The organism is Acinetobacter sp. LT1, from assembly GCF_059800965.1.
Window position 1 is genome coordinate 139,715 of the sequence record NZ_JBBAXE010000005.1, and the last position, 22,876, is coordinate 162,590.

Consider the following 22,876-nt stretch of genomic DNA (forward strand, 5'->3'; position numbering starts at 1 on the left):
GAATTTAAAGCTGAATCCTTCCGATTCAGCTTTTGCATGTTAGTAATTTATTAGAAAATTTATAAAATAAAAAAATCCTAAACTTGCTATCACACTTAAAAGAACTTTTTTTAGGTACATAGCAATCACAATACAAAAAATTGCTGCATAAATATAAGGATTATTTATCACGCCTCTTAAATGATTACCATCGAAAAAAATAACTGGAATACAAATTGCAGTTAACAAACAAGGTGCAGAATAGTTAAGCATCTTATTCAGAATAAGCGGCAATTTAATTTTTACGTGAGGTTCTAAAAAATAATAGCGATTAAAAAAGACGATTGCTGCCAAGCCTAAAATCATAAACCAAGACATATTATTGCTCCTTACCTATTTCTTCAGTTAAAACAGCAATCAACATTCCCATCAATCCTGAAAGTAAAATCGCACCCTCAATTTGATAAAATTTAAATAAAAACCCACTTAAACAAGTTGTTAGCACCCCAGCTATGACCGAAAATCCTTTACATAACGGCACAATCATAGCAATAAAAATAGCAACGATCGAAAAATCCAAATGGTAATTTAAAAGATCAGGTATCACTGTCGCCAGCAGTATTCCCACCAAACTAAAAGCAACCCAAAATAAATAAAAACACAGTCCAGCTCCGAGCAGATATTCCGAACTTCTTTTTTCAAATGGAGCACTCACCGCAAACAATTCATCTGTTAATAAAAAACCTAAACTCAATCGTTTAGGTAGAGATAAGATAGAAATGTCATTTCTTAAAGTTAATGCATAAATAAAATGTTGAGCCGTTAAAAAGAAAATAGTCAAATAAATTGTAAAAACAGATGCACCTTCCATAGCCATGCTTAAGCTAACCAACTGAGCAGCTCCAGCAAAGACGAGCCCAGACATTGCTAGTGCTTTATAGAAAGATAATCCTGCATGAATTGCCATAGATCCCGCTAAGATTGCCCACGGAATAACAGAAATTGATAAGGGCAAAATATCCATTGCGCCACGTAAAAATAAATAGGATGGCTTATTTTTTGAAAACCCAACTGGCTGATTAAGCTGAATATTCATATATAAAATCCAATATAAGAAACATCTCTATACCATGCTTGATGAGTGCCGACTTATATTGGATAAAATTGCTTTAAAACTAATTTATTTATATGTTCAAACTTACTACATATTGAGTGGGTGTGACGCCCATTGCTTTTTTAAAGTGACGGTTAAAATGGCTTTGGTCAGAAAAACCACATTGTTGTGCCACTATGGCAATTTGGTCCCCCTGTTTTAATAACTGTCTTGCTTTTTGTAAACGTGCTTGTACAAGCCAAGCATGAGGTGGCAAACCAACATATTTTTTAAATTGCCTTAAGAAATGCCAAGCGCTCAAGCCGACCATGTCAGCCAAATCTTGTAAAGAAAAGTTTGTTTCAGGCATTTCTACAAGTAATTCTTTAACTCTTAATATTTTTGAATATGCTTCTGGTAACTCACAAAAAGTATGATTTGATTTACCATGTCTCTTCATAAGACAAGCTAAAGTTGTTAAATACATCGTTTCTTTGAGCAGGAAATTATCTTTTTGTTCTAATAAATCAAAAAGTAAGCAAAGCTGTTGAGCCAAACCTAGGTCGCGAATCACGGCTTGAGGAAACCATGGTGCTCCATGTGAATTTTCAAAAAAATCCTGGCTAACTTCTGCTAACATTTCAGGTGTTGGATAGATCGCTCGATAACGCCACCCTGACTCAACAGCCGATGAACCAGTATGAATCTCGTCAGCATTGACTAGAATAATATCGCCTTTAGGAGCTACATGTAGCTGTCCCGTCCTAAAAAAAGACTGTGCTCCCTCTTCAATCACACCAATACAGTACCCTTCATGAGTATGCTTTGAAAACTGTGTTTGGTGATAATGTGCTTTTAATAACTCTAAACCGCCCAACTCTCGCACATGCAGATAATCGGCTTGCTCCCGCTGCATAAATACGTCTCATCTATTCAATAAAAAAACCATAGCATGTTTTAATAAACTGAATAGAACAAAATTGCTCTATGAAAATAATCTGATTAAACGTTCACGTGAGCTTTATTGATAGATCTGTCCGTCATGTTTAAGCCAACCACTTTCATGACGACCTTGTGAATCGTGATGAGTCCAATGTAGTACACCACCTTTCGGGTTGTATTCATATTCGCCATAAAACTCAACGATGTCACCTTTATTTAGATTAGAAATTTTAGGTGCCAAATCGATATTATGTGCAACCAAAATTGAAAGACCATTTTTTAATACTAGAATGAATTTCTGGTGTCTTGACCCATCATTATCATCTCTTAAAATTGCTTTGACTCGACCACTTCCCTGCACTTGAACATTACTTTGTCTCTGCTCATAAGCAGCTTTTACAGTGTCCACCCCATTATTTGAAAGTGTAGTTTCATTACGCTGAGCTGCGGGTATAGTTGATGATGGTGATTGATTTTGCTTATGCCCAGATAAATCTAGACCAAAATACGCAGCAATCAATAAAATAATCACACCAGCAATACTGAGATTTTTTTTATTTGTCATTGTATACCCTTATTTTAACTGAGATAAAAAAAGCCCCAATGGGGCTTTTTTTATTGTGATACGAATTACTTCGCAGCAGCTTGAGCAGCAGCAACTTCTTCAGCGAAGCTAAGTTCTGCTTTCTTCTCAATACCTTCACCAACTTCGAAACGTACGAATTCAGCAACAGTAGTACCAGTTGCTTTTAATACATCAGCAACTTTCTTGTCGTTGTCGATTACATACATTTGACGATCAAGAGCAACTTCGTTCAAGTATTTATCAACTGAACCAGTTACCATTTTCTCAACGATGTTAGCTGGCTTACCAGATTCTAACGCTTTCGCTTCAGCAATTTCTTTTTCTTTAGCGATAAGGTCAGCAGGAACAGCTTCAGCATTTACAGCTACTGGGTTGAATGCAGCAACGTGCATTGCAATACCTTTACCAGTATCAGCATCACCAGTATAAGAAACTACAACACCGATTTTTAAACCGTGTTTGTAGATAGCCAAGTTTTCGCCTTCAACGATTTTCGCGCGACGAACTTGGATGTTTTCACCGATTTTTTGAACAAGTGCAATACGAGCTTCTTCAACTGATTGACCGTCTGCTAATTTTAATTCAGCGATTTTAGCAGCATCAGTTTCACCAGCAGCTAAAGCAGCAGTAGCAACAGCTTTAGAGAAGTTAGAGAAGTTTTCGTCTTTAGCAACGAAGTCAGTTTGACAGTTAACTTCAACTAAAATTGCTTTGTTGCCTTCTTGAACGATTGTGATTGCACCGTCAGCAGCAATGTTACCAGCTTTTTTAGCAGCTTTAGCTTGACCAGATTTACGAAGGTTATCAATAGCAAGCTCGATGTCACCGTTCGCTTCTGTTAATGCTTTTTTGCATTCCATCATTGCAAGACCAGTACGGTCACGTAATTCTTTTACCATGCTTGCAGTAATTGCAGTCATGTTGATCTCCTAAAATCGGTAGAAAATAAATCTTTTCAACAAAAACGGCCCAAAGAAACTCTGGGCCGTTTGCACTCTCGACGCTTAATTTGCCACCATTACATGTCGCAAAAATGACAAGCCTGCGTCAAAACGCATTAAGCCTCAGAAGCGTCTTTCGCAGCGTCATCGCCTTTTGCTTGAGCGTTCGCTTGAGATTGAGCGTATTCTTTACCAGCAAGAATTGCGTCAGCCATAGCTGAAGCATATAGAGTTACTGCACGGATCGCATCATCGTTACCAGGAATAACGTAATCAACGTTGTCTGGGTTAGAGTTTGTATCAACGATACCGATAACAGGAATACCTAAGTTCTTAGCTTCTTTGATTGCAATCGCTTCGTGATCAACGTCGATTACAAATAATGCGTCAGGTAAACCACCCATGTTTTTAACGCCGCCTAAAGAGCGCTCAAGTTTTTCCATCTCACGAGCACGTTCTAAAGCTTCACGTTTAGTAAGCTTAGCAAAAGTACCATCTTGAGATTGAGTTTGAAGATCTTTTAAACGGTTGATAGATTGGCGAAGTGTTTTCCAGTTCGTCAACATACCACCTAACCAACGGTGATCTACATATGGTTGACCAGCGCGTTGAGCTTGTTCACGGATGATGTTAGAAGCAGCACGTTTTGTACCAACGAACAAAACTTTGTTCTTTTTGCTTGCTAATTGGTTAGCGAAGTTCAAAGCATCATTTAACGCAGGAACAGTGTGCTCAAGGTTGATGATGTGAATTTTGTTGCGCGCGCCAAAAATGTATTGACGCATTTTTGGGTTCCAGAAACGAGTTTGGTGACCAAAGTGCGCACCTGCTTGAAGAAGGTCGCGCATGCTTACGTTGTAATCTGCCATTTTCTTTACCTTAAAAGTTGGGTTAGGCCTCCATATATCCGCATTCTCCACCTTTTTACAGGCACCCAGAGTAATGTGACGATATATGTGCGGATTTTTTACTCCATCTATCAAAATTGTTCGTAAAAGATATTCACGAAAAGCATTTGATAAAATGGGCGGCTATTTATACCATAGACACTTGTAAATTACCAAAAGTTTTTAGAGATCATGAACAGTACTTATACAGCTCCACGTCGATTAATCAAAACTCCAGATGAAATTGAAAAAATGCGCATTGCAGGACGACTGGCGGCTGAAGTTCTAGAGATGATCAAGCCCCATATTAAGGCAGGTGTGAGTACACTTGAACTTGATACCATTTGTCGCAATCACATTGAAAATGTGCAGCATGCTATTCCTGCATGTGTAGGCTATGGTGGAGCTCCTGGGCGCCCTGCTTTTCAACACTCTATTTGTACTTCGGTTAACCATGTTGTCTGTCATGGTATTCCCTCTGAAAATAAAATTTTAAAAAATGGTGACATCCTTAATATTGACGTTACTGTCATTAAAGATGGTTATCACGGCGATACCAACATGATGTATGTCGTTGGTGGTGAAACTTCTATTTTAGCCAACCGTCTATGCAAAGTTGCTCAAGAAGCGATGTATCGTGGGATGGCAACTGTTAGAGACGGTTCATATTTAGGTGATATCGGCCATGCAATCCAAAAGTATGTCGAATCAGAACGTTTTAGTGTAGTACGCGAATATTGTGGTCACGGTATTGGAACTGTTTTCCATGATGAACCTCAAGTACTCCATTATGGTCAAGCTGGTACAGGTATGCGTCTGGAAGCAGGTATGACTTTTACAATTGAACCTATGGTAAATGCTGGCGTATGGCAAACTAAATTGCTAGGTGACAAATGGACTGTCGTAACGAAAGACCATAAACTTTCAGCTCAATATGAACATACTATTTTAGTTACCCAAACAGGCATTGAAGTCTTAACTGCTCGTCCTGAAGAAGACCTATCTCGCTTCAACCAATAATTTAAAAATCTTAAATAAAAGGCTACTTTATGTAGCCTTTTATTATTTATTATGTATTTTTTATTAATAAATCTTTCTAAATATAAACAAATATTTCAAAAAAATTACAATTATTAATTTTTAATACACAATCTATTCAATAAAACAAGGTATGGTGGGCTCAATAAAAATCAGTAAACAAATGTCGGACATGGAGTCCTTTTATGATGAAAAAGTCATTATTTTGTATGACAGCTGCCTTTTTTGCTCTGCCAACATTCACTTATGCCGCTTCACCATATTTTAGTTTTAAAGATGGCGATGGCTTCAAACGTTTTTCTGTCTCTGCTGGTTGGCTCCATGCGATGCCTCAAGGCTCAGGAAACCCTGTCAATATCAATACTAGCGTTGCAGAAGGTACAACATCTAAAGTTGGAGATGTATCTACAAAAGCCGTTTTAGATGCAATCGACCAAAGTAAAACTTCAGGAAAATTCTGGTATAGCACTATTAGCCTTCTTGATAAGTTTACAGACACTCTTCCCTCATCACTTGCAGGTACAGCAGAAGTTAATGGTCTCTCTCAATGGCAACAACAAGGTTCTGGCTTAGAAGCTGCTGATGTTGATACTGTTGGTCTTATGTTTAATTACAACTTTACGGACAATTTATCTTTAGAAATTAAAGGTGGTATTCCTCCTAAAGTAGATATTAATGGAAAAGGTAATATTTACGCTCCCCTTTCTGGAAAAGCGACTCCACTAAAAGATGGATCTTTAATAGGAGGAATCATAGGAGATGGAATTTCCGAGGCGGGTGGAGATATTCCTTTAAAACAAGACCTGCATATTACTGATCTTTCTCAGGGAGGTAAGGCTGCGACTGCTCGTGCATGGTTACCAGCCGTTGAACTACATTATCAATTTGGTAAATCAGGGGTAAATAAGTTCCGTCCTTATATCGGAGCTGGCGTGATGTATGCATACTTTAATGATTTAAAAATGAATCCCGGTATTGAGGCCGATTTAATTCAAGCGGGTCACATGATCCAGAATATCCATGATGGTAAAGCTGGTGCAGCATTAGATCGCAAAACATCATCAGCAAATCCTATCGTTAAACTAGAAGCAACCGATACTTTTGCCCCTATTGTGACTTTAGGTGCATCTTATGACTTCAACCCGAACTGGTTTGCTGTTGGTTCAGTTTCATATTCCAAAATGAATAGTGAAGCAAAAATCTATGTGACTGACCAAAATACAGGTAAAGAGCTAATTAAAGCGAATACCAAAATTGATATTGATCCACTCATTACATATGTTGGTGTCGGTTACCGCTTCTAATTTTTGTGTCACCCAAAGCTATAAAAACTTATGCACGTTTTTATAGCTTTCTTTTTTCCAAATTTTGCTTCTTTTTAAATCAAAATGCTAAAAAAATGAGCACTTTTATAAAGCCGATTGAAAAAATCTACCGCCTTCCTCTCTTATGAGCATTTACTGATTTATTTCAATTTTTTAATTAATTTTATTTTTAATAAACTAACTCAATAGAATTAGAAAGTAATTTTTCCTTTTTAGTAAAATTAATTTTTTGGCACAAGCTTTGCTTTATTCATAGCAAGATGAGTCAACGATGATTCAATGAATAAACCAAGACGGCCAACGATGTCCGCTCTGATCGGTCTGCAGATAGGCAATAAATTGCCATGCAAATTAAAATTTCGTTCAGTTCAGAGGGACGGCGTATGTCTTCAAATATCAATCTAGATGCAAAAAAAGCAACTGAAATAAAATTATTTAGCTTTTCTACTCCTGCAATGCGCGCTTTCCACATGACATGGCTCGCATTCTTTGTGTGCTTCTTCGCATGGTTTGCTTGTGCACCATTAATGCCTGTTATTAAAGGTGAGTTCGGCTTAACCAAAGACCAAATTGCCAATATCAATATTGCCGCCGTTGCAATTACGATTTTAGTACGACTTGCTGTCGGTCCACTTTGTGATAAATATGGCCCGAGGATTACCTATACAGCCCTTCTTTTACTTGGCAGTATTCCTGTATTTGGAGTTGCTGCTGCTAACAGTTATGAGTCTTTTTTATTCTTCCGCTTACTGATCGGTGCAATTGGCGCAAGCTTTGTTATTACGCAATATCATACAAGCGTTATGTTTGCACCTAATGTTGTAGGTACAGCAAATGCGGCAGCAGCTGGTTGGGGTAATGCTGGTGGCGGTGCAACCCAAGCTCTAATGCCTTTATTACTTGGTGCAATTGTCATGTTCGGGGTCGAACAAACTATGGGCTGGCGTGTTGCACTAATTGTACCAGGCGTAATGATGGTCATTGTTGGTATTCTTTACTGGAAACTCACCCAAGACTGTCCTCAAGGAAACTTCAAAGAAGTCCGCGCACAAGGTATTGAAGTTGGCAGTGGTAAAAAAGGTGGCATGGCAATTTTGATGCAAGCTGCTCGTAACTACCGTGTCTGGATTTTATTTGTGGCTTACGGTGCATGTTTCGGTATTGAAATTTTTATCCATAACGTTGCAGCAATGTACTATGTTGATCACTTCAAAATGGATTTAAAAACTGCTGGTTTAACCGCGGGGATATTTGGTCTTCTTGCACTCTTTGCTCGTGCACTTGGCGGTATTATTTCCGATAAAGTCGCACTCAAAAAAGGTTTAGATGGTCGTACTAAAGTACTAGTACTCATGATTTTAGGTGAAGGTTTATTCTTAATTCTTTTCTCTCAAATGAATGTGATAGCTCTTGCAATTATTTCTATGACGATTTTTGCCCTGTTTACTCACATGGCTTGTGGCGCGACATATGCTCTTGTACCATTTATTGATCGTAATGCATTAGGTGGTGTTGCAGGCATTATTGGTGCAGGTGGTAATGTTGGTGCAGTTGCAGCTGGTTTCTTATTAAAAGGTGTACTCGATATTCAAACTTGTCTATTTATTTTAGGTGGGTTGGTTATAGTCGCTGGCAGTAGCGTAATTCTAATTCGCTTCACGACTGAACATAAAGAAAAAGAACAAGTACTTTTTGAACAAGCATTACTTGAACGTAATTCCGCAGCATAATTTCTACAAGAAGCAGAGATCAAAATGGTGTCTGCTTCTTTAATTTCCTTCTCATAAAATACGATCCTTAAGAACTTTTTAATTCTTCTTAAATATTCCCTCCAACTATATCGATATTTTTCGATATATCTTCTACAATAAATCATCATTATTATAATTTTCCATTAATCATGACTAAAACTGGCAACCAATTTTCTCAGTCCCTCATCTATATGCTGATTGGCAGTGCAATTATTCTAGCCCTTTCATTAGGTGTCCGTCATGGTTTCGGTCTCTACCTTGTACCCATGAGCCATGAATTTGGCTGGGGACAGCATGTTTTTAGTCTTGCGATAGCCATGCAGAATCTGATCTGGGGAGCTGTTCAGCCTTTTACCGGTGCAATTGCAGATAAATATGGCAGTAAAGTTGTAGTTGCTGTTGGTGGCTTACTTTATACCCTAGGCCTACTTTTAATGGCTTTTAGTTCAAGTGTACTCATTTTGAATTTAAGCTTAGGTCTTATTATTGGTTTAGCTTTATCAGCAACCTCTTTTACGGTTTTACTGAGTGCAGTAGGCAGAGCTGCCCCTCCAGAAAAAAGAAGTATGGCAATGGGTATTGCCAGTGCAGCAGGCTCTTTTGGTCAGTTTATTATGCTACCTTCCACCCTTCTCTTGCTTAAAACGGTAGGATGGTCGTCAGCTTTAATGGTGAGTGCGCTGTTAATTGCGCTTATCATTCCCCTAGCGTGGATGCTAAAAGGATCAAGCAATCAAACACCAAAAGCAATTGCTCAACCTCAGCTCACATTTAAACAAGTACTGAATATTGCTAAAAAACATAAGCCATTCTGGTGGTTAGCTTTAGGCTTTTTAGTCTGTGGGTTTCAGGTGGTCTTTTTAGGCGTTCATCTGCCGGGCTATTTAATCGATCACGGCTTTGATGCAGCTACAGGCACTGTGTTTCTGGCACTAGTTGGACTATTTAATATTGTGGGAACTTATGGGGCGGGTTGGCTGGGAGATCGATTCTCAAAACCTAAATTATTAATGGCACTTTACGGTAGCCGTGGCATCGCAATCATCGCTTTTTTATTATTACCTCTAAGCACTTATACGGTATATGCTTTTGGCGTCATTATGGGACTTTTATGGCTCTCTACAGTTCCACTTACCAACGGCATTGTAGCGAATATGTTCGGTGTTAAATACCTTTCAATGTTAAGTGGTATTGTGTTTTTCACCCATCAAGTCGGTTCTTTCTTTGGCGGCTGGCTTGGCGGTGTTAACCATGACTTAACAGGTAATTACAATGCAATTTGGCTATGTTCAATAGCTTTGAGTATATTAGGGGTAATCGTACATTTTTTTGTAAATGAGGAGGCTGTTATCCATGACGCATAATGCCTTACTTTTGAAAACAATTATGACTTTGCTCGTGATTACTCTGCTGGCCTCTTCAATCATTTTATGGAAACAAACTCCTGATTTATTTGTATATTTTAATCAAGCATTTTGTGCCCACTAGAGATATAGACAGCCAGACGCATACTGCAAATTGTCATAAAAATATAAAAAACCTATGGTCTAATGAAAATAAAAAAGCCCGCAAGTTTGCGGGCTTTTTTATGAAAAACTTATTTAAAATCAAAATAAACGATTCATACCATTAAGCGCAGCTACACGATATGCTTCTGCCATTGTTGGATAGTTAAACGTTGTTTCAACAAAATATTTCAAGGTATTGTTTGGGCTGTGCATAACTGCTTGCCCAATGTGGATAATTTCGGCAGCGTTATTACCAAAACAATGAATACCTAAAATTTCCATAGTGTCGCGATGGAAAAGAATTTTTAACTCACCCACTGTATCACCGGTAATTTGCGCACGAGCCAAATGACGGAAAGAAGCTTGACCTACTTCATACGGAATTTTCTCTTCCGTTAGTTCCTGTTCATTTTTACCAATTGATGAGATTTCTGGAATAGTATAAATACCTGTTGGGATATCACGTACTGGCTTCGCATCTTCACCACTCATGTTTGCGCCAGCACAACGCCCTTGGTCATAAGCAGCAGAAGCAAGTGATGGCCAACCAATCACGTCACCAGCAGCATAAATATTTTCAACTTCAGTTTGATATTGATCATTTACTGAAAGTTGACCACGGTTATTTGGTACTAAGCCAACATTTTCAAGACCTAAGCCTTCAGTGTTTCCTGAACGACCGTTACACCAAAGAATCGCATCGGCTTTAATCTTTTTACCACTTTGTAAATGTAGTACAACATGGTCATCAAACGTTTCTAGGTGATCCATTTGCTCATTATGACGAATCAATACACCTTGTTCACGCAAGTGATAAGACAATGCATCAGCAATTTCATCATCTAGATAACTTAATAATTTTTGCTGAGTATTAATCAAGTCAACTTTATGATCTAGACCAATAAAGATTGAGGCATATTCACAGCCAATAACACCTGCGCCGTAAATAATGATTTTTTGAATTGAATAATCAAGATCAAGGATTTTGTCCGAATCGAATACGCGAGGATGATCAAAGTCTAAACCTTGCGGATGATAAGGACGACTACCTGTAGCAATCACGATTTGCTTACAGATAATTGTTTCTTTAATGCCTTCATGGCTAAAAACTAAAACTGTATTTTTATCTTGAATATATGCACGGCCGTGGAATACACCGATTTTATTGCGATCGTAAAAACGTGTATGCGTATCAACCTGTTGTTGAATTACTTTGTGTGCATTACGCAAAACCTGTTTCATGGTGAACTGTTTCCATTCACCTACTTTTTGAAACATTGGATCGCGCTGATAGCGAATAATACTAGAAACTGTTTGACGTAATGCTTTACTTGGAATGGTACCTACGTGTGCACAGTTACCACCCAGTTGATCACGCACATCTACAATTGCAACACGCTTACCCGCTTTTGCAAGCTTCATTGCCGCGCCTTCACCTGCAGGTCCAGAACCGAGAACTACCGCATCGTATTTAACGAAATTCCCACTAACGACCTCTTTTTTACGTGGCATTGAAAGCTCCTTCCTCACTTGAATGACTATATTTTATAATAAATTATGGCTAATATGCGGTGAATTTATGTATTTCTCAACCCTATATTTCTGAATAACCACATTTATTATATGAATAGTTATTTTCCGCTATTAACTGCAGAAGTTCGCTATAATACAATGTCAATGTCTCTATAAACGAGTGGAAAAGTTAAATATGTCAGAACACCGTAAACCTGAACAGGGTGTAAAACTTCGTGGCGCAGAAAAAGTCGCAAGAATTCCTGTAAAAGTTGTACCTACGGTTGAAGTGCCGCGTAAACCTGACTGGATTCGTGTCAAGATGACGGCACCAGAAGAAGTTCAGCGTATTAAAACCACTTTACGTGCTCAAAAACTCCATACCGTTTGTGAAGAAGCTGCTTGTCCAAACCTACCAGAATGTTTTGGTGGTGGTACAGCAACATTCATGATCATGGGTGATATTTGTACACGTCGTTGCCCTTTCTGTGATGTAGCACATGGTCGTCCAAATGCACTCGATGCAGATGAACCTCGTCACATGGCAGAGACAATTGCTAATCTTAAGCTCAAATATGCAGTAATTACTTCGGTTGACCGTGATGACTTACTTGACGGCGGTGCACAACACTTTGTGGACTGTATCAAAGAAGCTCGTGCACTAAGCCCAAATACATTGCTTGAGATTTTAGTACCAGATTTCCGCGGACGTATGGATATTGCTTTACGCATTATGACTGAATGTCCGCCAGACGTATTTAACCACAACATCGAAACTGTGCCACGTCTATATAAAGCAATGCGCCCAGGTTCAGACTATCAACATTCTTTAAACTTATTAAAAATGTTTAAAGAATATTGCCCTGATATCCCAACAAAATGTGGTTTGATGGTGGGTATCGGTGAAACTGAAGAAGAAGTTATTGCTTTGCTTGATGACTTGCGTGCTCATGATGTTGACTATGTGACTATTGGTCAATACTTACAACCTTCTAAACAACACGCGCCAATTGACCGCTTTGTAACGCCAGAAGAGTTCGAACGTTATGCAGAGCATGGCCGTAAACTTGGTTTTAGAAATATTTGGTCTGCACCAATGGTTCGTTCAAGTTACTTTGCTGATCGTCAATACCACGGTGAACCAGTGCCGGAAGTTCGTCGCAAAGTAGATCCAGCTAAAAAAATCGCTGTTCAAGTTGTCGAAGCTTAAAAATTAAATATCTATAAAAGCCCTCTACGTTAGAGGGCTTTTTATTTGTATAAGAAAATCAATAACATTTCTTGACAAATCGATAAAACAACCCATTACACTTTCACTTAAAAATATCTTATATCTAAAAGTACGATATATCCCTGCTCTAGCATATACATCAATTGCGACATAAAAAATTAAATTTAAACAGCATTAAAAATTAGCTAGTTAAGCCTTAAATCTCTCCTCGCTTTTTTGTAACTTCTAACTTGAGGGCTTATCTAGCAAGGAGCAAGTATGATTTTCCTACTCTTTGTTTTAAGCGTTGTCATTCAGCTTTTTGCAATATGGGCAATTTTCTTTTTTAATCTAAACAGAACCATTGGTAGTGTTATTACGATTGCTGTAGCCATACTTACTGCACTCATACTAACGCCATGGGCTCTCCTTTTAGGTATTCCCCTTATTGTCCTTAGTATCATTATTTTATTTGCACCATTACGCTTTAATCTGATTACTCAACCTGCATATAAAACTTTAGCAAACTCAATGCCGAGCATCAGTACGACTGAACAAGAAGCTTTAGAGGCAGGTACCAGTTGGTGGGAAAAAGAATTATTTATGGGGGCACCCGATTGGTCACAATTTGAAAATTACCCCTACCCAACTTTGTCAGCAGAAGAACAAAGTTTTATCGACAATGAAGTTGAGCTCCTTTGTAGCATGCTAGATGAATGGGAGATCCATCATCACTTAAAAGATCTACCACCAGAAGTTTGGCAATTTATTAAAGATAAAGGTTTTTTAGGCCTCATTATTCCAAAGTCCTTTGGTGGCAAAGAATTTAGCTCATTTGCCCAAAGCCGTATTATGAGCAAAATTGCTTCCCGCTCACTCACCACAGCTGTGAGTTGTATGGTTCCAAACTCGTTAGGACCAGGTGAGCTACTCATGCACTACGGTACCGATGCACAAAAACAGCAATATTTACCGGGCCTTGCTAAAGGTGAAGAGATCCCATGCTTTGGTTTAACCAGCCCAGAAGCAGGTTCAGATGCAGGCGCCATTCCAGATTCAGGTGTTGTTTGCTACGGTGAATATGAAGGTGCTCAAGTCCTTGGACTTCGCATGAATTTCTCTAAACGCTGGATTACGCTTGCGCCAATTGCCACCGTTGTTGGTCTAGCCTTTAAACTTTATGACCCAGAAGGCCTACTGGGAGATAAAAACAAAACAGAATACGGTATTACTTGTGCCTTAATTCCTGCAAGTCATACGGGTGTAAAAATAGGAGCACGCCATTATCCTGGTTCACCATTTATGAATGGAACAGTAGAAGGAGAAGATATTTTTATTCCTATTGACTGGATTATTGGTGGTCAAGAAAATGCCGGAAAAGGCTGGCGAATGCTCATGGAATGTTTAGGTGTAGGCCGTGGTATTTCCCTTCCAGCTCTAGCAACAGCCGCAGGTGAAATGAGTTATTTAACCGTTGGTGCTTTTGCGAAAATTCGCCAGCAATTTAATATTTCTGTCGGTAAATTTGAAGGCGTACAAGAAGCAACCAGTGAAATTGCCAGCGATGCCTATATGCTTGAAGCATTTCGTTATTTAGTGACATGTGGCCTAAACCAAGGTGGAACACCTGCCGTGATGACTGCTATGGCAAAATATTATGCAACTGAAACGATGCGTAAAGTCGTAAATCACGGAATGGATATTGCTGGAGGACGTGCTATTCAACTTGGACCACGTAATTTCCTTGCCCTTACCTATCAAGCAATTCCAATTGCTATTACGGTAGAAGGTGCAAATATTTTGACCCGTTCATTGATGATTTTTGGTCAGGGCTCAATGCGTTGTCATCCTTATCTATTTGAAGAGTTACAACTCCTTCAATCTGAAGATAAAAATAACTCAGTCAAAAAATTCGATGATTTGTTATTTAAACATTTAGCCTATACCTTTAACCGCGGTGCTAGATCATTTGCCTACGGTTGGACAGGTGGCTCAAGCGATGCGCCTCAGTCAGCAGATCAATTCACTGCAAGTTACTATAAAACGATTAATCGTTTTAGTGCCAACTTCGCACTTGTTTCAGATATGTCACTTGGCCTACTTGCAGGCGACTTAAAACGCAAAGAAATGTTATCAGGTCGCTTGGCAGATATTCACGCGCACCTCTTTATTTCTACTGCGATATTAAAATTTTATGAAGCTGGACAAAAAACTGAAGCTGAACAACTTCACGCTAAATTAGCGCTACAAAAAGCGCTCTTGAATATTCAGGAAGCATTTTGGGGATTATTTGAAAACTTCCCAGCTAAACTTCCAGCAGCATTTGTAAAATGGATCTGTTTCCCTCTTGGACGTGTCATTTCAAAACCTGACGATGAGTTAAAACAGCAAGTCGCTGAACTTATGATGCAGGAGCATCCTTTTAGAGAGCAGCTTAAACATCATGTATTTTATTCAACCAAAGCCGATGATGTAACTGGTCGTTTAGAGCATACTTTCCAAATCCTGCGAACGCTTGAACCACTTTGGGATAAGTTTAAAAAAGCTGAATCTAAAGGCAAATTTACGGGACTTACTTTCGAAGAGAATATTGCACAAGCGATAAAAGAAGGCTTTATTTCTGAAAGCGAAGCTCAACAATTATTGCAATACAACGCAATTCGATTCGATAGCATGCTTACAGATGTGTTTGATGAAGATTTAAATAAAGATCTTCCTTTGTCGAACCCTCATCAAATTTAGTGACTGATGCCTCCACTAATTCACTATTGCAATCACACTTGATTCGCATTAATTAATAAACAGCCATAAAAGCGTCAATCGACGCTTTTATTTTTAGGAGAAATTAATGTCTAAGCAAGATTACGAAAATGGATTAAAAGTTCGCACAGAAGTGATGGGAGAAGCTTTTGTAAAGCGTGCACAAGAAAATACCGTACCCTTTACCCAGCCTGTGCAAGACTGGATTAACGAGCATGCATGGGGATCGACTTGGCAACGTGAAGGTGTGCTACCTCGTAAATATCGCTCATTAATTACTTTGGCAATGCTCACGGCACTAAAATCACCAACTGAACTCAAAGGCCATGTTCGTGGTGCACTCAACAATGGTTGTACAGTTGAAGAGATTCAAGAAACTTTATTACACAGCCTGCCATATTGCGGCGCCCCTGCTACACAAGAAGCTTTTCGCGCTGCTTTAGAAGTGATTCAAGAATATCAACAAAAATAACTTCAATTGAGCCAGCACTCTACTGGCTCTTTTTATCTAATTCAATTTGGATGAATGCATCTGAAACTTACAATCATCAATCACAATAGCCTGACGGCAAATCCCCTCTACTTGACGCTGCTTTTCAAAAACTGCCGCTGACATAGGTTCAAAACTATCAAAAAAGCAGATTTCATTTTGATCTATAGAATAAATGAGCGACTGATTTCCAACACCTGCTAAAGTATCGTAATAGACAATCACCATTTTTCCATTTTCAATTGCAGCTTGAATATCTTGATAGCTTAGTGCTGGTCCAGTTGGAATTTTTAATACCTTTGCTTCTTTATAGCTCATTCGTTCGCTTTGGCTAATGCTAGGATCCTCATCTGAATGAAATGACACTTCAAATCCTAGTTTCTTTAAAGCAACAGCTAAGGCAATAGTATAGGTGCCTCCTTCATCGTGTCGGCAAACATTAATCAGCTCAACCACATCAATTTGTACTCCATGATGCTGAAGCACCATCCAAACTGCAAAAACGCCACAGTTTGACTCTAGGCTTGCCAACGACTCGGGAATATTTAATGCCATAATTAGAATCTAAAGTGATAATTACGCAGATAATAAACAAAACTGGATTGGCACTAAAAGCTTTTCCAAGTACAATGTTTCGCTAGTCGAGGGATGCTGCGACAATTGATCGGCACTAAAGATCAATTTGCCAGGCTCGACGATCGGTTAAACGCTCGTTTTAACCAACAACGGCATCCGCGAACAGAATGATCAATACTATTTTTTCCTAGGAGATCCTGATGAACGCGGTTAATGCTTCATTTACAGATTACAAAGTTGCTGACATCTCTCTTGCTGATTACGGCCGTAAAGAAATTAAACTTGCTGAAGCAGAAATGCCAGCTTTGATCGGCTTACGTAAACGCTATGCAGCTTCAAAACCACTTGCTGGTGCAAAAATTCTTGGTTGTATTCACATGACTATTCAAACAGCGGTTCTTATTGAAACGCTTGTTGAATTAGGTGCTGAAGTACGCTGGACATCATGTAACATTTTCTCAACTCAAGACCATGCTGCTGCAGCAATTGCTGCTCGCGGTATTCCAGTTTTTGCTTGGAAAGGTGAAACTGAAGAAGAATATGTATGGTGTTTAGAGCAACAGATTAATGTAAATGGCCAACCTTGGGATGCCAACATGATCTTGGACGATGGCGGTGATTTAACTGCTCTTGTTCATGAAAAATACCCTGCGCTTTTAGAACGTATTCACGGTATTACCGAAGAAACCACAACAGGTGTTCAACGTCTTATCGAAATGTGGAAAGACGGTTCTTTGAAAGTTCCTGCGATCAACGTAAACGACTCAGTTACCAAGTCTAAAAACGACAACAAATATGGTTGCCGTCATTCATTAAATGACGCAATCAAACGTGCAACTGACATGCTTTTATCTGGCCGTCGCGCACTTGTGATCGGTTATGGCGACGTAGGTAAAGGTTCTGCTCAATCTTTACGCCAAGAAGGCATGATCGTTCGTGTAACCGAAGTTGACCCGATTTGTGCAATGCAAGCATGTATGGACGGCTATGAAGTTGTATCTCCATACAAAAACGGCGTACAAACAGGCAAAAAAGAAGATATTAACCACGACTTACTTGGAAATACTGACCTTGTTGTAACCACTACTGGTAACTACCACGTGTGCGATGCAGCAATGTTAGACAGCTTAAAAGCTGGTGCAGTTGTATGTAACATCGGTCACTTCGATACAGAAATTGACACGGCTTATTTACGTGGTTACAAGTGGGTTGAAGTTAAGCCACAAGTTCACCAAGTTTATCGTTCAGAAGACGAAAACGATTACCTTATCCTTCTTTCTGAAGGCCGCCTTGTAAACTTAGGTAATGCAACTGGTCACCCATCACGTGTAATGGACGGTTCTTTTGCTAACCAAGTTTTAGGTCAAATTCACTTATTCCAAGAGAAATTTGCCGACCTACCTGCAAGTGAAAAAGCTGCAAAAATTCGCGTAGAAGTTCTTCCTAAGAAACTTGACGAAGAAGTTGCTGCTGCAATGGTTGCAGGTTTCGGTGGTGTACTTACTCAGTTAACTCAAGAGCAAGCTGATTATTTAGGCGTTGCTGTTGAGGGGCCATTCAAATCTGACGCTTACAAATACTAAGAACATAAGGGCAGACGGTGAACCGACTGCCCTTTTTTCTAAAAATGTTTCGCTGTTTACAAGGATTTGACATGACTAAACGTACACCTATTTCTTTTGAGTTTTTTCCGCCAAAAACTGATGCCGGTGCTGAAAAACTTCGTATTGTTCACCAAGAATTACAGCAATTAAATCCAGAGTTTTTCTCGATTACTTATGGTGCTGGTGGTTCTACTCGTGAACGCACACTTGCTGCTATTGAAGATTTCAATGGTAAAGGCACTCCTGTTGCCCCTCACCTTTCTTGTATTGGTGATGATAAGACGCGTATTGCTGAACTACTCGATTTATACAAAGCTCAAGGCATTGACCGTATTGTCGCTTTACGTGGTGACTTACCATCTGGACAGGTTGGTCTTGGCGAACTTCCTTATGCTCAAGATTTAGTACGTTTTATTCGTGAGCACTCAGGCGACCATTTTCATATTGAGGTTGCGGCTTATCCAGAAATGCATCCTCAAGCCGAAAGCCTTGACTCAGATATCCAACGTTTTATTGAAAAAGTACAAGCTGGTGCCAATGCAGGAATTACTCAATTCTTCTTTAATCCAGACTCATACTTTTATTTTATAGAGCGTTTGGAAAAAGCTGGAATTAACATTCCAGTCGCTCCTGGTATCATGCCTATTACCAATGCAAGTAATTTAATTCGCTTTGCAGATGGTACTGGTGCTGAAATTCCTCGCTGGATTCGTAAGCAATTACAAGCCTATGGCGATGACAGTGAAAGTATTAAAGCTTTTGGTCATGAAGTTGTTGTTAAGCTATGCGAACGCCTCATTGCAGGTGGTGCACCAAGCTTACACTTCTACTCAATGAACCAAGTCGAACCAACTCGTCAGCTTGTTGTTGACCTTGGTTTAAATTAATTTTGTAAGGCGTACCCAATGAATCGTTTTTTTATCGAAACTGAACTTACAGTTGGCTCAACAATTCAACTGACAGAATCAGTATTCCATCATTGGGTGCGTGTTTTACGTGCACAACTACAAGAACAAGCGACTCTATTTAATGGACAAGGTGGTGAATATCTCGCGACTTTGTCCGAAATTAATAAAAAAAATGCGTTTGTCACCATTGAGAATTTTAACCCTGCAAACCGTGATGCCCCTTTTAAAGCTGTTTTAGGTCAAGTCATGAGTAAAGGCGATCGAATGGATTATGCCATTCAGAAAGCCACTGAATTGGGTGTAAGTCAGATTCAATTGCTAACAAGTGAGCGTTGTGAAATGCGCTTAAAATACGACCGCGATCAAAAAAAATTAGATCATTGGCAAGCTGTTGCAATTGCAGCATGTGAACAATGTGGCTTGAACTTAGTTCCAGAAGTATTAGCGCCTATTTCTCTTCATGAATGGTTAAGTTCTTCTGAGCTTCCTCAATCTAAATTTGTTTTAGCACCAGAAAAAGAACAAAAAGATGTATTGGCGGGAATACAGCCTGAACTTGCCTTATTGATTGGCCCAGAAGGTGGCCTAAGTGAAAATGAAATTACCCAAGCCAATCAAGCTGGATTTATGAACTGGTGCATTGGTGACCGAGTTTTGCGTACAGAAACTGCCCCTGTTGTTGCCTTGTCTATTTTAAATTATCGATTTTTATCCACCTAAGTTCTCTGCACATTGATTAAATCATTATTTAAAGTTAACTTACTTTTATTGTATGAATAAAATTTCAAATTCTTTTTCACTGATAAATCAGATTCTTTCTGTATATATGTAAAAAAATAGGATAGAAAAATCTTATGTCTGGGCTTCAGGAAGAATATCTACAGCATCAAACAAAAATTGAACAGCTGAAACTTTCAACTCAATATATCCGCTGGTATTTAATTAGCCTGATATTACTGTGCCTCATTTCATATGGTATTTTTTCTTACTATTTTTCATCTACAATAACAATATTTAGCTGGTCTATTGGCCTTACCGTCGTCGCTCTTGTCTGCTTATTATTTATTCCAAATATTTTAACCCACTATCGCACGATTGATTTTACAAAAAAAGCTGATCGTGTCTTACAAAGTATTTGTTTATTATCAGGAATTTTAATTGGAATAAATGTCACAATTATTCATTTTTATCTACCTCCTGACTTAATTGCACTACCAGATGCTCATATTTTAATTGCTTTATTTATTACTTCGGCTCATATCATTGGCCTTACTTTTTTAACACAGCAACCCCGATATTTTTATCTCTTATTTATTCCTAGTACCCTCCCTCTATTAATTGCTCAATTCACACATAATCCCATAACTCAGCTACCTTTTTATTTCGCCTATAACCTCACCTTTGTAGCAACTGTGCTTTGTGCATATGCAACTCAACGCAATTACCAAAAGATCTCTCAATTATTATTAAAAAATAAACAGCTTGTTCAAATTTCAGACCAGCATACCCAATGGGCTGAAGAATTATGTGTACAACTCCAACAAGAAGTGAATAAGTCCAAAGATATTGAAGCCCAGCTTCAATTTAATAATCATTTACTTGAGCAAAAAGTACGTGAACGTACCTATGACCTCACCAAAATGAATGAGCAACTCGAAAGCCATCACTATAATTTAGCTTTTGCACATGAAACTGCGGGTATTCGACCTTGGGATTGGGATATTGAAAGTCAAAGATTGGAAATTACATTTTTCGATCAACAAAAACAAACTCAAACCGCCGTTATTCATCTCAATACCATATTAGATCGTATACACCCAAGCGATAAAAAACTTTTTGACGAACGTTTAAAACAACATTTGGAAGGCGTTACAGATCATTTTAATATCACCTTTCGAATTTTACGTCGAGATGGTTCTTGGAGATGGATTCATGATGTAGGCCGTGTCATCACTAGAGATCCAAAGACACAAAAAGCGCTTCGTATGGTAGGAATGACCCGCGATATACATCAAGAGAAAAAGGACCAAGAACATCTAAGACTATCTGCAATTGTGCTCGAGCAAGCTGCGGAAGGAATATTTATTTTAGATGAGCACCTAAACTATATTGATAGTAATCCCTACTACGAAAAATTAACCGGATTTTCTAAGTCAGAACTTCTGAATAAAGAACTATTTAGCATTACAATTAATCAAAAAGAACTACAACAACAGTTTCATACATCAATAACGCAACAACTTCTGGAGACAGGAGAATATATGGGCCAGTTTGATGAAAAGTTTAGTTCTGGTAAAAGCGTATATTTATGGTTGCATATCAATGTGGTCAAAGATGAATTCAATCAAATTACCAATTATATTGGATTTGCACGCGACCTCACTGAGCAAAAGCGCCAAGAGCAGCACCTATCTTACTTAAAAAACTACGATAGCCTCACCCATCTGCCTAATCGTCTTTACTACTACAATCAATTACATCAATATCTTGTAAACCCTTCATATAACATTAAAAATCTAGCATTAATACGGGTAAATATTGACCGCTTCCGAGCTTTCAATGAATTTTTAAATAATGATAGTGGTGATGAGTTACTTAAACAGTTCGCACAAAGATTACGCTTAATCAATATCAATGCGATTTTAGTCGCCTATTTAAATAGTGATGATTTTGCAATCATTTATGAAATTTCGCCAATTCATCCAAATGTTGAGCAATATTGCCAAAACATTTTACAAGCACTCAATGCACCTTTTTACATTGATAATCACGAATATTTTATTACCGCATCTATCGGTGTTGCATGTTTTCCTGAACATGGCAGACAAATTGATCATCTCAACAATCATGCAGAGCAAGCTCTTTCCGAGGCAAAACGTTTAGGTGGTAATACAATTTGCTATTACTGCAATAAAACAAATCACTCATATAAAACTGCCGATTTAGAGCAAGAGCTACGTAAAGCCATCCAAAATGATGAATTTGTCATTTATTACCAGCCCAAAATTAATCTACACGATCAATCAATTATTGGTTTTGAAGCACTCATTCGTTGGCAGCATCCTGAAAAAGGATTAATCCTGCCAAATATGTTTATACCTTTTGCTGAGCGTAGTAGCCTGATCTCAGATATTGGGAAAGTTGTTTTAGATAAAGTTGGAAAGCAACTCCAAGAGTGGAAAAATGCTGGTTATATCAATATTCAAGTCTCTGTAAATATTGTCGCTCAACAAATACATCGAGGCTTATTACTCAACGACTTAGATGAGGTTTTGCAAAAATATAATATTCAAGGTTCAGATCTCGAACTTGAAATTACAGAGTCAGCCCTTCTAGACAATACTGCCAATGTAAAAACGCTATTACATGCGATAAAACAACGAGATATCTCCATTGCCTTAGATGACTTTGGTACGGGTTATTCATCTTTAGCCTATCTGACAGAGTACCCAATTGACGTATTAAAAATTGATCGTGCTTTTATTTCTAAAATTGGTGATCACAAACAAGAAGCAATAGTAAATGCAATGATCGCGATGGGTAAAAGTATGGGACTTAAACTGGTTGCTGAAGGTGTAGAAACAAAAGAACAAGTCACCTATCTACAAAAACAGCAATGTGATTTTTTACAAGGCTATTTCTTTAGTCGCCCTATTCCTGCCGAGCAGATTATTCCTTATCTACAAACAAATCCGCATATTTCTTAATTGTTCTAATCATCTATTTTACCTATGCTGCTTTTTCCAAAAATGAGCGTTTTTGACTG

The 22,876-nt window shown here is 38.4% G+C and carries 19 protein-coding genes; 11 read left to right on the top strand and 8 right to left on the bottom strand.

What is annotated here, in order from left to right; genetic code table 11:
* Positions 1 to 39 precede the first annotated feature (39 nt).
* The 6 genes from WBW42_RS06655 to rpsB all read right to left on the bottom strand — a co-directional run bounded on the left by WBW42_RS06655 (position 40) and on the right by rpsB (position 4,410).
* Complete coding sequence (locus WBW42_RS06655) at positions 40 to 357, bottom strand: AzlD domain-containing protein (protein ID WP_017386543.1); 318 nt, start codon at positions 355 to 357, stop codon at positions 40 to 42.
* Between the two features lies 1 nt (position 358).
* Positions 359 to 1,075, bottom strand: coding sequence for an AzlC family ABC transporter permease (locus WBW42_RS06660; RefSeq protein WP_032055420.1), 717 nt, complete (start codon positions 1,073 to 1,075; stop codon positions 359 to 361).
* A gap of 88 nt (positions 1,076 to 1,163) precedes the next feature.
* Positions 1,164 to 1,988, bottom strand: coding sequence for an AraC family transcriptional regulator (locus tag WBW42_RS06665; protein ID WP_032055419.1), 825 nt, complete (start codon positions 1,986 to 1,988; stop codon positions 1,164 to 1,166).
* A 105-nt stretch (positions 1,989 to 2,093) separates the two neighbouring features.
* On the bottom strand, positions 2,094 to 2,579 hold the full coding sequence (locus WBW42_RS06670; protein ID WP_032055414.1) for a DUF3465 domain-containing protein: 486 nt from the start codon (positions 2,577 to 2,579) through the stop codon (positions 2,094 to 2,096).
* 65 nt (positions 2,580 to 2,644) lie between these two features.
* Positions 2,645 to 3,520, bottom strand: a complete 876-nt coding sequence (gene tsf, locus WBW42_RS06675; protein ID WP_002118238.1) for a translation elongation factor Ts — start codon at positions 3,518 to 3,520, stop codon at positions 2,645 to 2,647.
* 137 nt (positions 3,521 to 3,657) lie between these two features.
* Positions 3,658 to 4,410, bottom strand: a complete 753-nt coding sequence (gene rpsB / locus WBW42_RS06680) for a 30S ribosomal protein S2 (RefSeq protein WP_002118204.1) — start codon at positions 4,408 to 4,410, stop codon at positions 3,658 to 3,660.
* A gap of 210 nt (positions 4,411 to 4,620) precedes the next feature.
* On the opposite strand from rpsB, the gene map reads away from it, so the two are divergent.
* From map to WBW42_RS06700, 4 genes are all read left to right on the top strand, one after another.
* Positions 4,621 to 5,448, top strand: coding sequence for a type I methionyl aminopeptidase (map, locus tag WBW42_RS06685; RefSeq protein ID WP_002118165.1), 828 nt, complete (start codon positions 4,621 to 4,623; stop codon positions 5,446 to 5,448).
* A 203-nt stretch (positions 5,449 to 5,651) separates the two neighbouring features.
* Positions 5,652 to 6,770, top strand: a complete 1,119-nt coding sequence (locus WBW42_RS06690) for an OmpW/AlkL family protein (RefSeq protein ID WP_032055410.1) — start codon at positions 5,652 to 5,654, stop codon at positions 6,768 to 6,770.
* Between the two features lie 404 nt (positions 6,771 to 7,174).
* Positions 7,175 to 8,521, top strand: a complete 1,347-nt coding sequence (locus WBW42_RS06695) for an MFS transporter (RefSeq protein ID WP_284105561.1) — start codon at positions 7,175 to 7,177, stop codon at positions 8,519 to 8,521.
* 170 nt (positions 8,522 to 8,691) lie between these two features.
* Positions 8,692 to 9,906: an MFS transporter gene (locus WBW42_RS06700; RefSeq protein ID WP_032055406.1), complete on the top strand. Its 1,215-nt coding sequence runs from the start codon at positions 8,692 to 8,694 to the stop codon at positions 9,904 to 9,906.
* A 243-nt stretch (positions 9,907 to 10,149) separates the two neighbouring features.
* On the opposite strand, the gene sthA is transcribed toward WBW42_RS06700, so the two are convergent.
* A complete protein-coding gene (sthA, locus tag WBW42_RS06705) occupies positions 10,150 to 11,562 on the bottom strand; it encodes a Si-specific NAD(P)(+) transhydrogenase (RefSeq protein WP_002118117.1) in 1,413 nt (470 codons plus the stop codon).
* Positions 11,563 to 11,758: 196 nt separating this feature from the next.
* Between sthA and lipA the strand changes: the two genes are divergently transcribed.
* The 3 genes from lipA (at position 11,759) to WBW42_RS06720 (ending at position 16,004) form a co-directional block, all read left to right on the top strand.
* Positions 11,759 to 12,772 (top strand): lipoyl synthase, encoded by a 1,014-nt coding sequence (gene lipA, locus WBW42_RS06710; protein WP_002118167.1) that lies wholly within the window; start codon positions 11,759 to 11,761, stop codon positions 12,770 to 12,772.
* Between the two features lie 279 nt (positions 12,773 to 13,051).
* Complete coding sequence (locus WBW42_RS06715; protein ID WP_032055399.1) at positions 13,052 to 15,514, top strand: acyl-CoA dehydrogenase; 2,463 nt, start codon at positions 13,052 to 13,054, stop codon at positions 15,512 to 15,514.
* Between the two features lie 106 nt (positions 15,515 to 15,620).
* Complete coding sequence (locus tag WBW42_RS06720) at positions 15,621 to 16,004, top strand: carboxymuconolactone decarboxylase family protein (protein WP_032055395.1); 384 nt, start codon at positions 15,621 to 15,623, stop codon at positions 16,002 to 16,004.
* A gap of 36 nt (positions 16,005 to 16,040) precedes the next feature.
* Here WBW42_RS06720 and WBW42_RS06725 read toward each other — a convergent pair whose 3' ends face one another.
* Complete coding sequence (locus tag WBW42_RS06725; RefSeq protein ID WP_032055393.1) at positions 16,041 to 16,577, bottom strand: cysteine peptidase family C39 domain-containing protein; 537 nt, start codon at positions 16,575 to 16,577, stop codon at positions 16,041 to 16,043.
* A 221-nt stretch (positions 16,578 to 16,798) separates the two neighbouring features.
* Here WBW42_RS06725 and ahcY point away from each other — a divergent pair, with 221 nt between their 5' ends.
* From ahcY to WBW42_RS06745, 4 genes are all read left to right on the top strand, one after another.
* The gene (gene ahcY / locus WBW42_RS06730) at positions 16,799 to 18,181 is read left to right on the top strand and encodes an adenosylhomocysteinase (protein ID WP_032055391.1); all 1,383 of its coding nucleotides are present in this window, start codon (positions 16,799 to 16,801) and stop codon (positions 18,179 to 18,181) included.
* A gap of 71 nt (positions 18,182 to 18,252) precedes the next feature.
* Positions 18,253 to 19,089 carry a methylenetetrahydrofolate reductase [NAD(P)H] gene (gene metF / locus WBW42_RS06735; RefSeq protein WP_000167014.1) on the top strand — a complete coding sequence of 279 codons (837 nt, stop codon included), beginning with the start codon at positions 18,253 to 18,255 and terminating at the stop codon, positions 19,087 to 19,089.
* Between the two features lie 18 nt (positions 19,090 to 19,107).
* Positions 19,108 to 19,830, top strand: coding sequence for a 16S rRNA (uracil(1498)-N(3))-methyltransferase (locus WBW42_RS06740; RefSeq protein ID WP_014207254.1), 723 nt, complete (start codon positions 19,108 to 19,110; stop codon positions 19,828 to 19,830).
* Between the two features lie 134 nt (positions 19,831 to 19,964).
* On the top strand, positions 19,965 to 22,817 hold the full coding sequence (locus WBW42_RS06745) for a putative bifunctional diguanylate cyclase/phosphodiesterase (protein WP_032055386.1): 2,853 nt from the start codon (positions 19,965 to 19,967) through the stop codon (positions 22,815 to 22,817).
* Positions 22,818 to 22,876: the final 59 nt, after the last annotated feature.

Coding starts and splice junctions, on each gene's coding strand:
- WBW42_RS06655 (WP_017386543.1), bottom strand. CDS start 357: ATGTCTTGGTTTATGATTTTAGGCTTGGCAGCAATCGTCTTTTTTAAT.
- WBW42_RS06660 (WP_032055420.1), bottom strand. CDS start 1,075: ATGAATATTCAGCTTAATCAGCCAGTTGGGTTTTCAAAAAATAAGCCA.
- WBW42_RS06665 (WP_032055419.1), bottom strand. CDS start 1,988: ATGCAGCGGGAGCAAGCCGATTATCTGCATGTGCGAGAGTTGGGCGGT.
- WBW42_RS06670 (WP_032055414.1), bottom strand. CDS start 2,579: ATGACAAATAAAAAAAATCTCAGTATTGCTGGTGTGATTATTTTATTG.
- tsf (WP_002118238.1), bottom strand. CDS start 3,520: ATGACTGCAATTACTGCAAGCATGGTAAAAGAATTACGTGACCGTACT.
- rpsB (WP_002118204.1), bottom strand. CDS start 4,410: ATGGCAGATTACAACGTAAGCATGCGCGACCTTCTTCAAGCAGGTGCG.
- map (WP_002118165.1), top strand. CDS start 4,621: ATGAACAGTACTTATACAGCTCCACGTCGATTAATCAAAACTCCAGAT.
- WBW42_RS06690 (WP_032055410.1), top strand. CDS start 5,652: ATGATGAAAAAGTCATTATTTTGTATGACAGCTGCCTTTTTTGCTCTG.
- WBW42_RS06695 (WP_284105561.1), top strand. CDS start 7,175: ATGTCTTCAAATATCAATCTAGATGCAAAAAAAGCAACTGAAATAAAA.
- WBW42_RS06700 (WP_032055406.1), top strand. CDS start 8,692: ATGACTAAAACTGGCAACCAATTTTCTCAGTCCCTCATCTATATGCTG.
- sthA (WP_002118117.1), bottom strand. CDS start 11,562: ATGCCACGTAAAAAAGAGGTCGTTAGTGGGAATTTCGTTAAATACGAT.
- lipA (WP_002118167.1), top strand. CDS start 11,759: ATGTCAGAACACCGTAAACCTGAACAGGGTGTAAAACTTCGTGGCGCA.
- WBW42_RS06715 (WP_032055399.1), top strand. CDS start 13,052: ATGATTTTCCTACTCTTTGTTTTAAGCGTTGTCATTCAGCTTTTTGCA.
- WBW42_RS06720 (WP_032055395.1), top strand. CDS start 15,621: ATGTCTAAGCAAGATTACGAAAATGGATTAAAAGTTCGCACAGAAGTG.
- WBW42_RS06725 (WP_032055393.1), bottom strand. CDS start 16,577: ATGGCATTAAATATTCCCGAGTCGTTGGCAAGCCTAGAGTCAAACTGT.
- ahcY (WP_032055391.1), top strand. CDS start 16,799: ATGAACGCGGTTAATGCTTCATTTACAGATTACAAAGTTGCTGACATC.
- metF (WP_000167014.1), top strand. CDS start 18,253: ATGACTAAACGTACACCTATTTCTTTTGAGTTTTTTCCGCCAAAAACT.
- WBW42_RS06740 (WP_014207254.1), top strand. CDS start 19,108: ATGAATCGTTTTTTTATCGAAACTGAACTTACAGTTGGCTCAACAATT.
- WBW42_RS06745 (WP_032055386.1), top strand. CDS start 19,965: ATGTCTGGGCTTCAGGAAGAATATCTACAGCATCAAACAAAAATTGAA.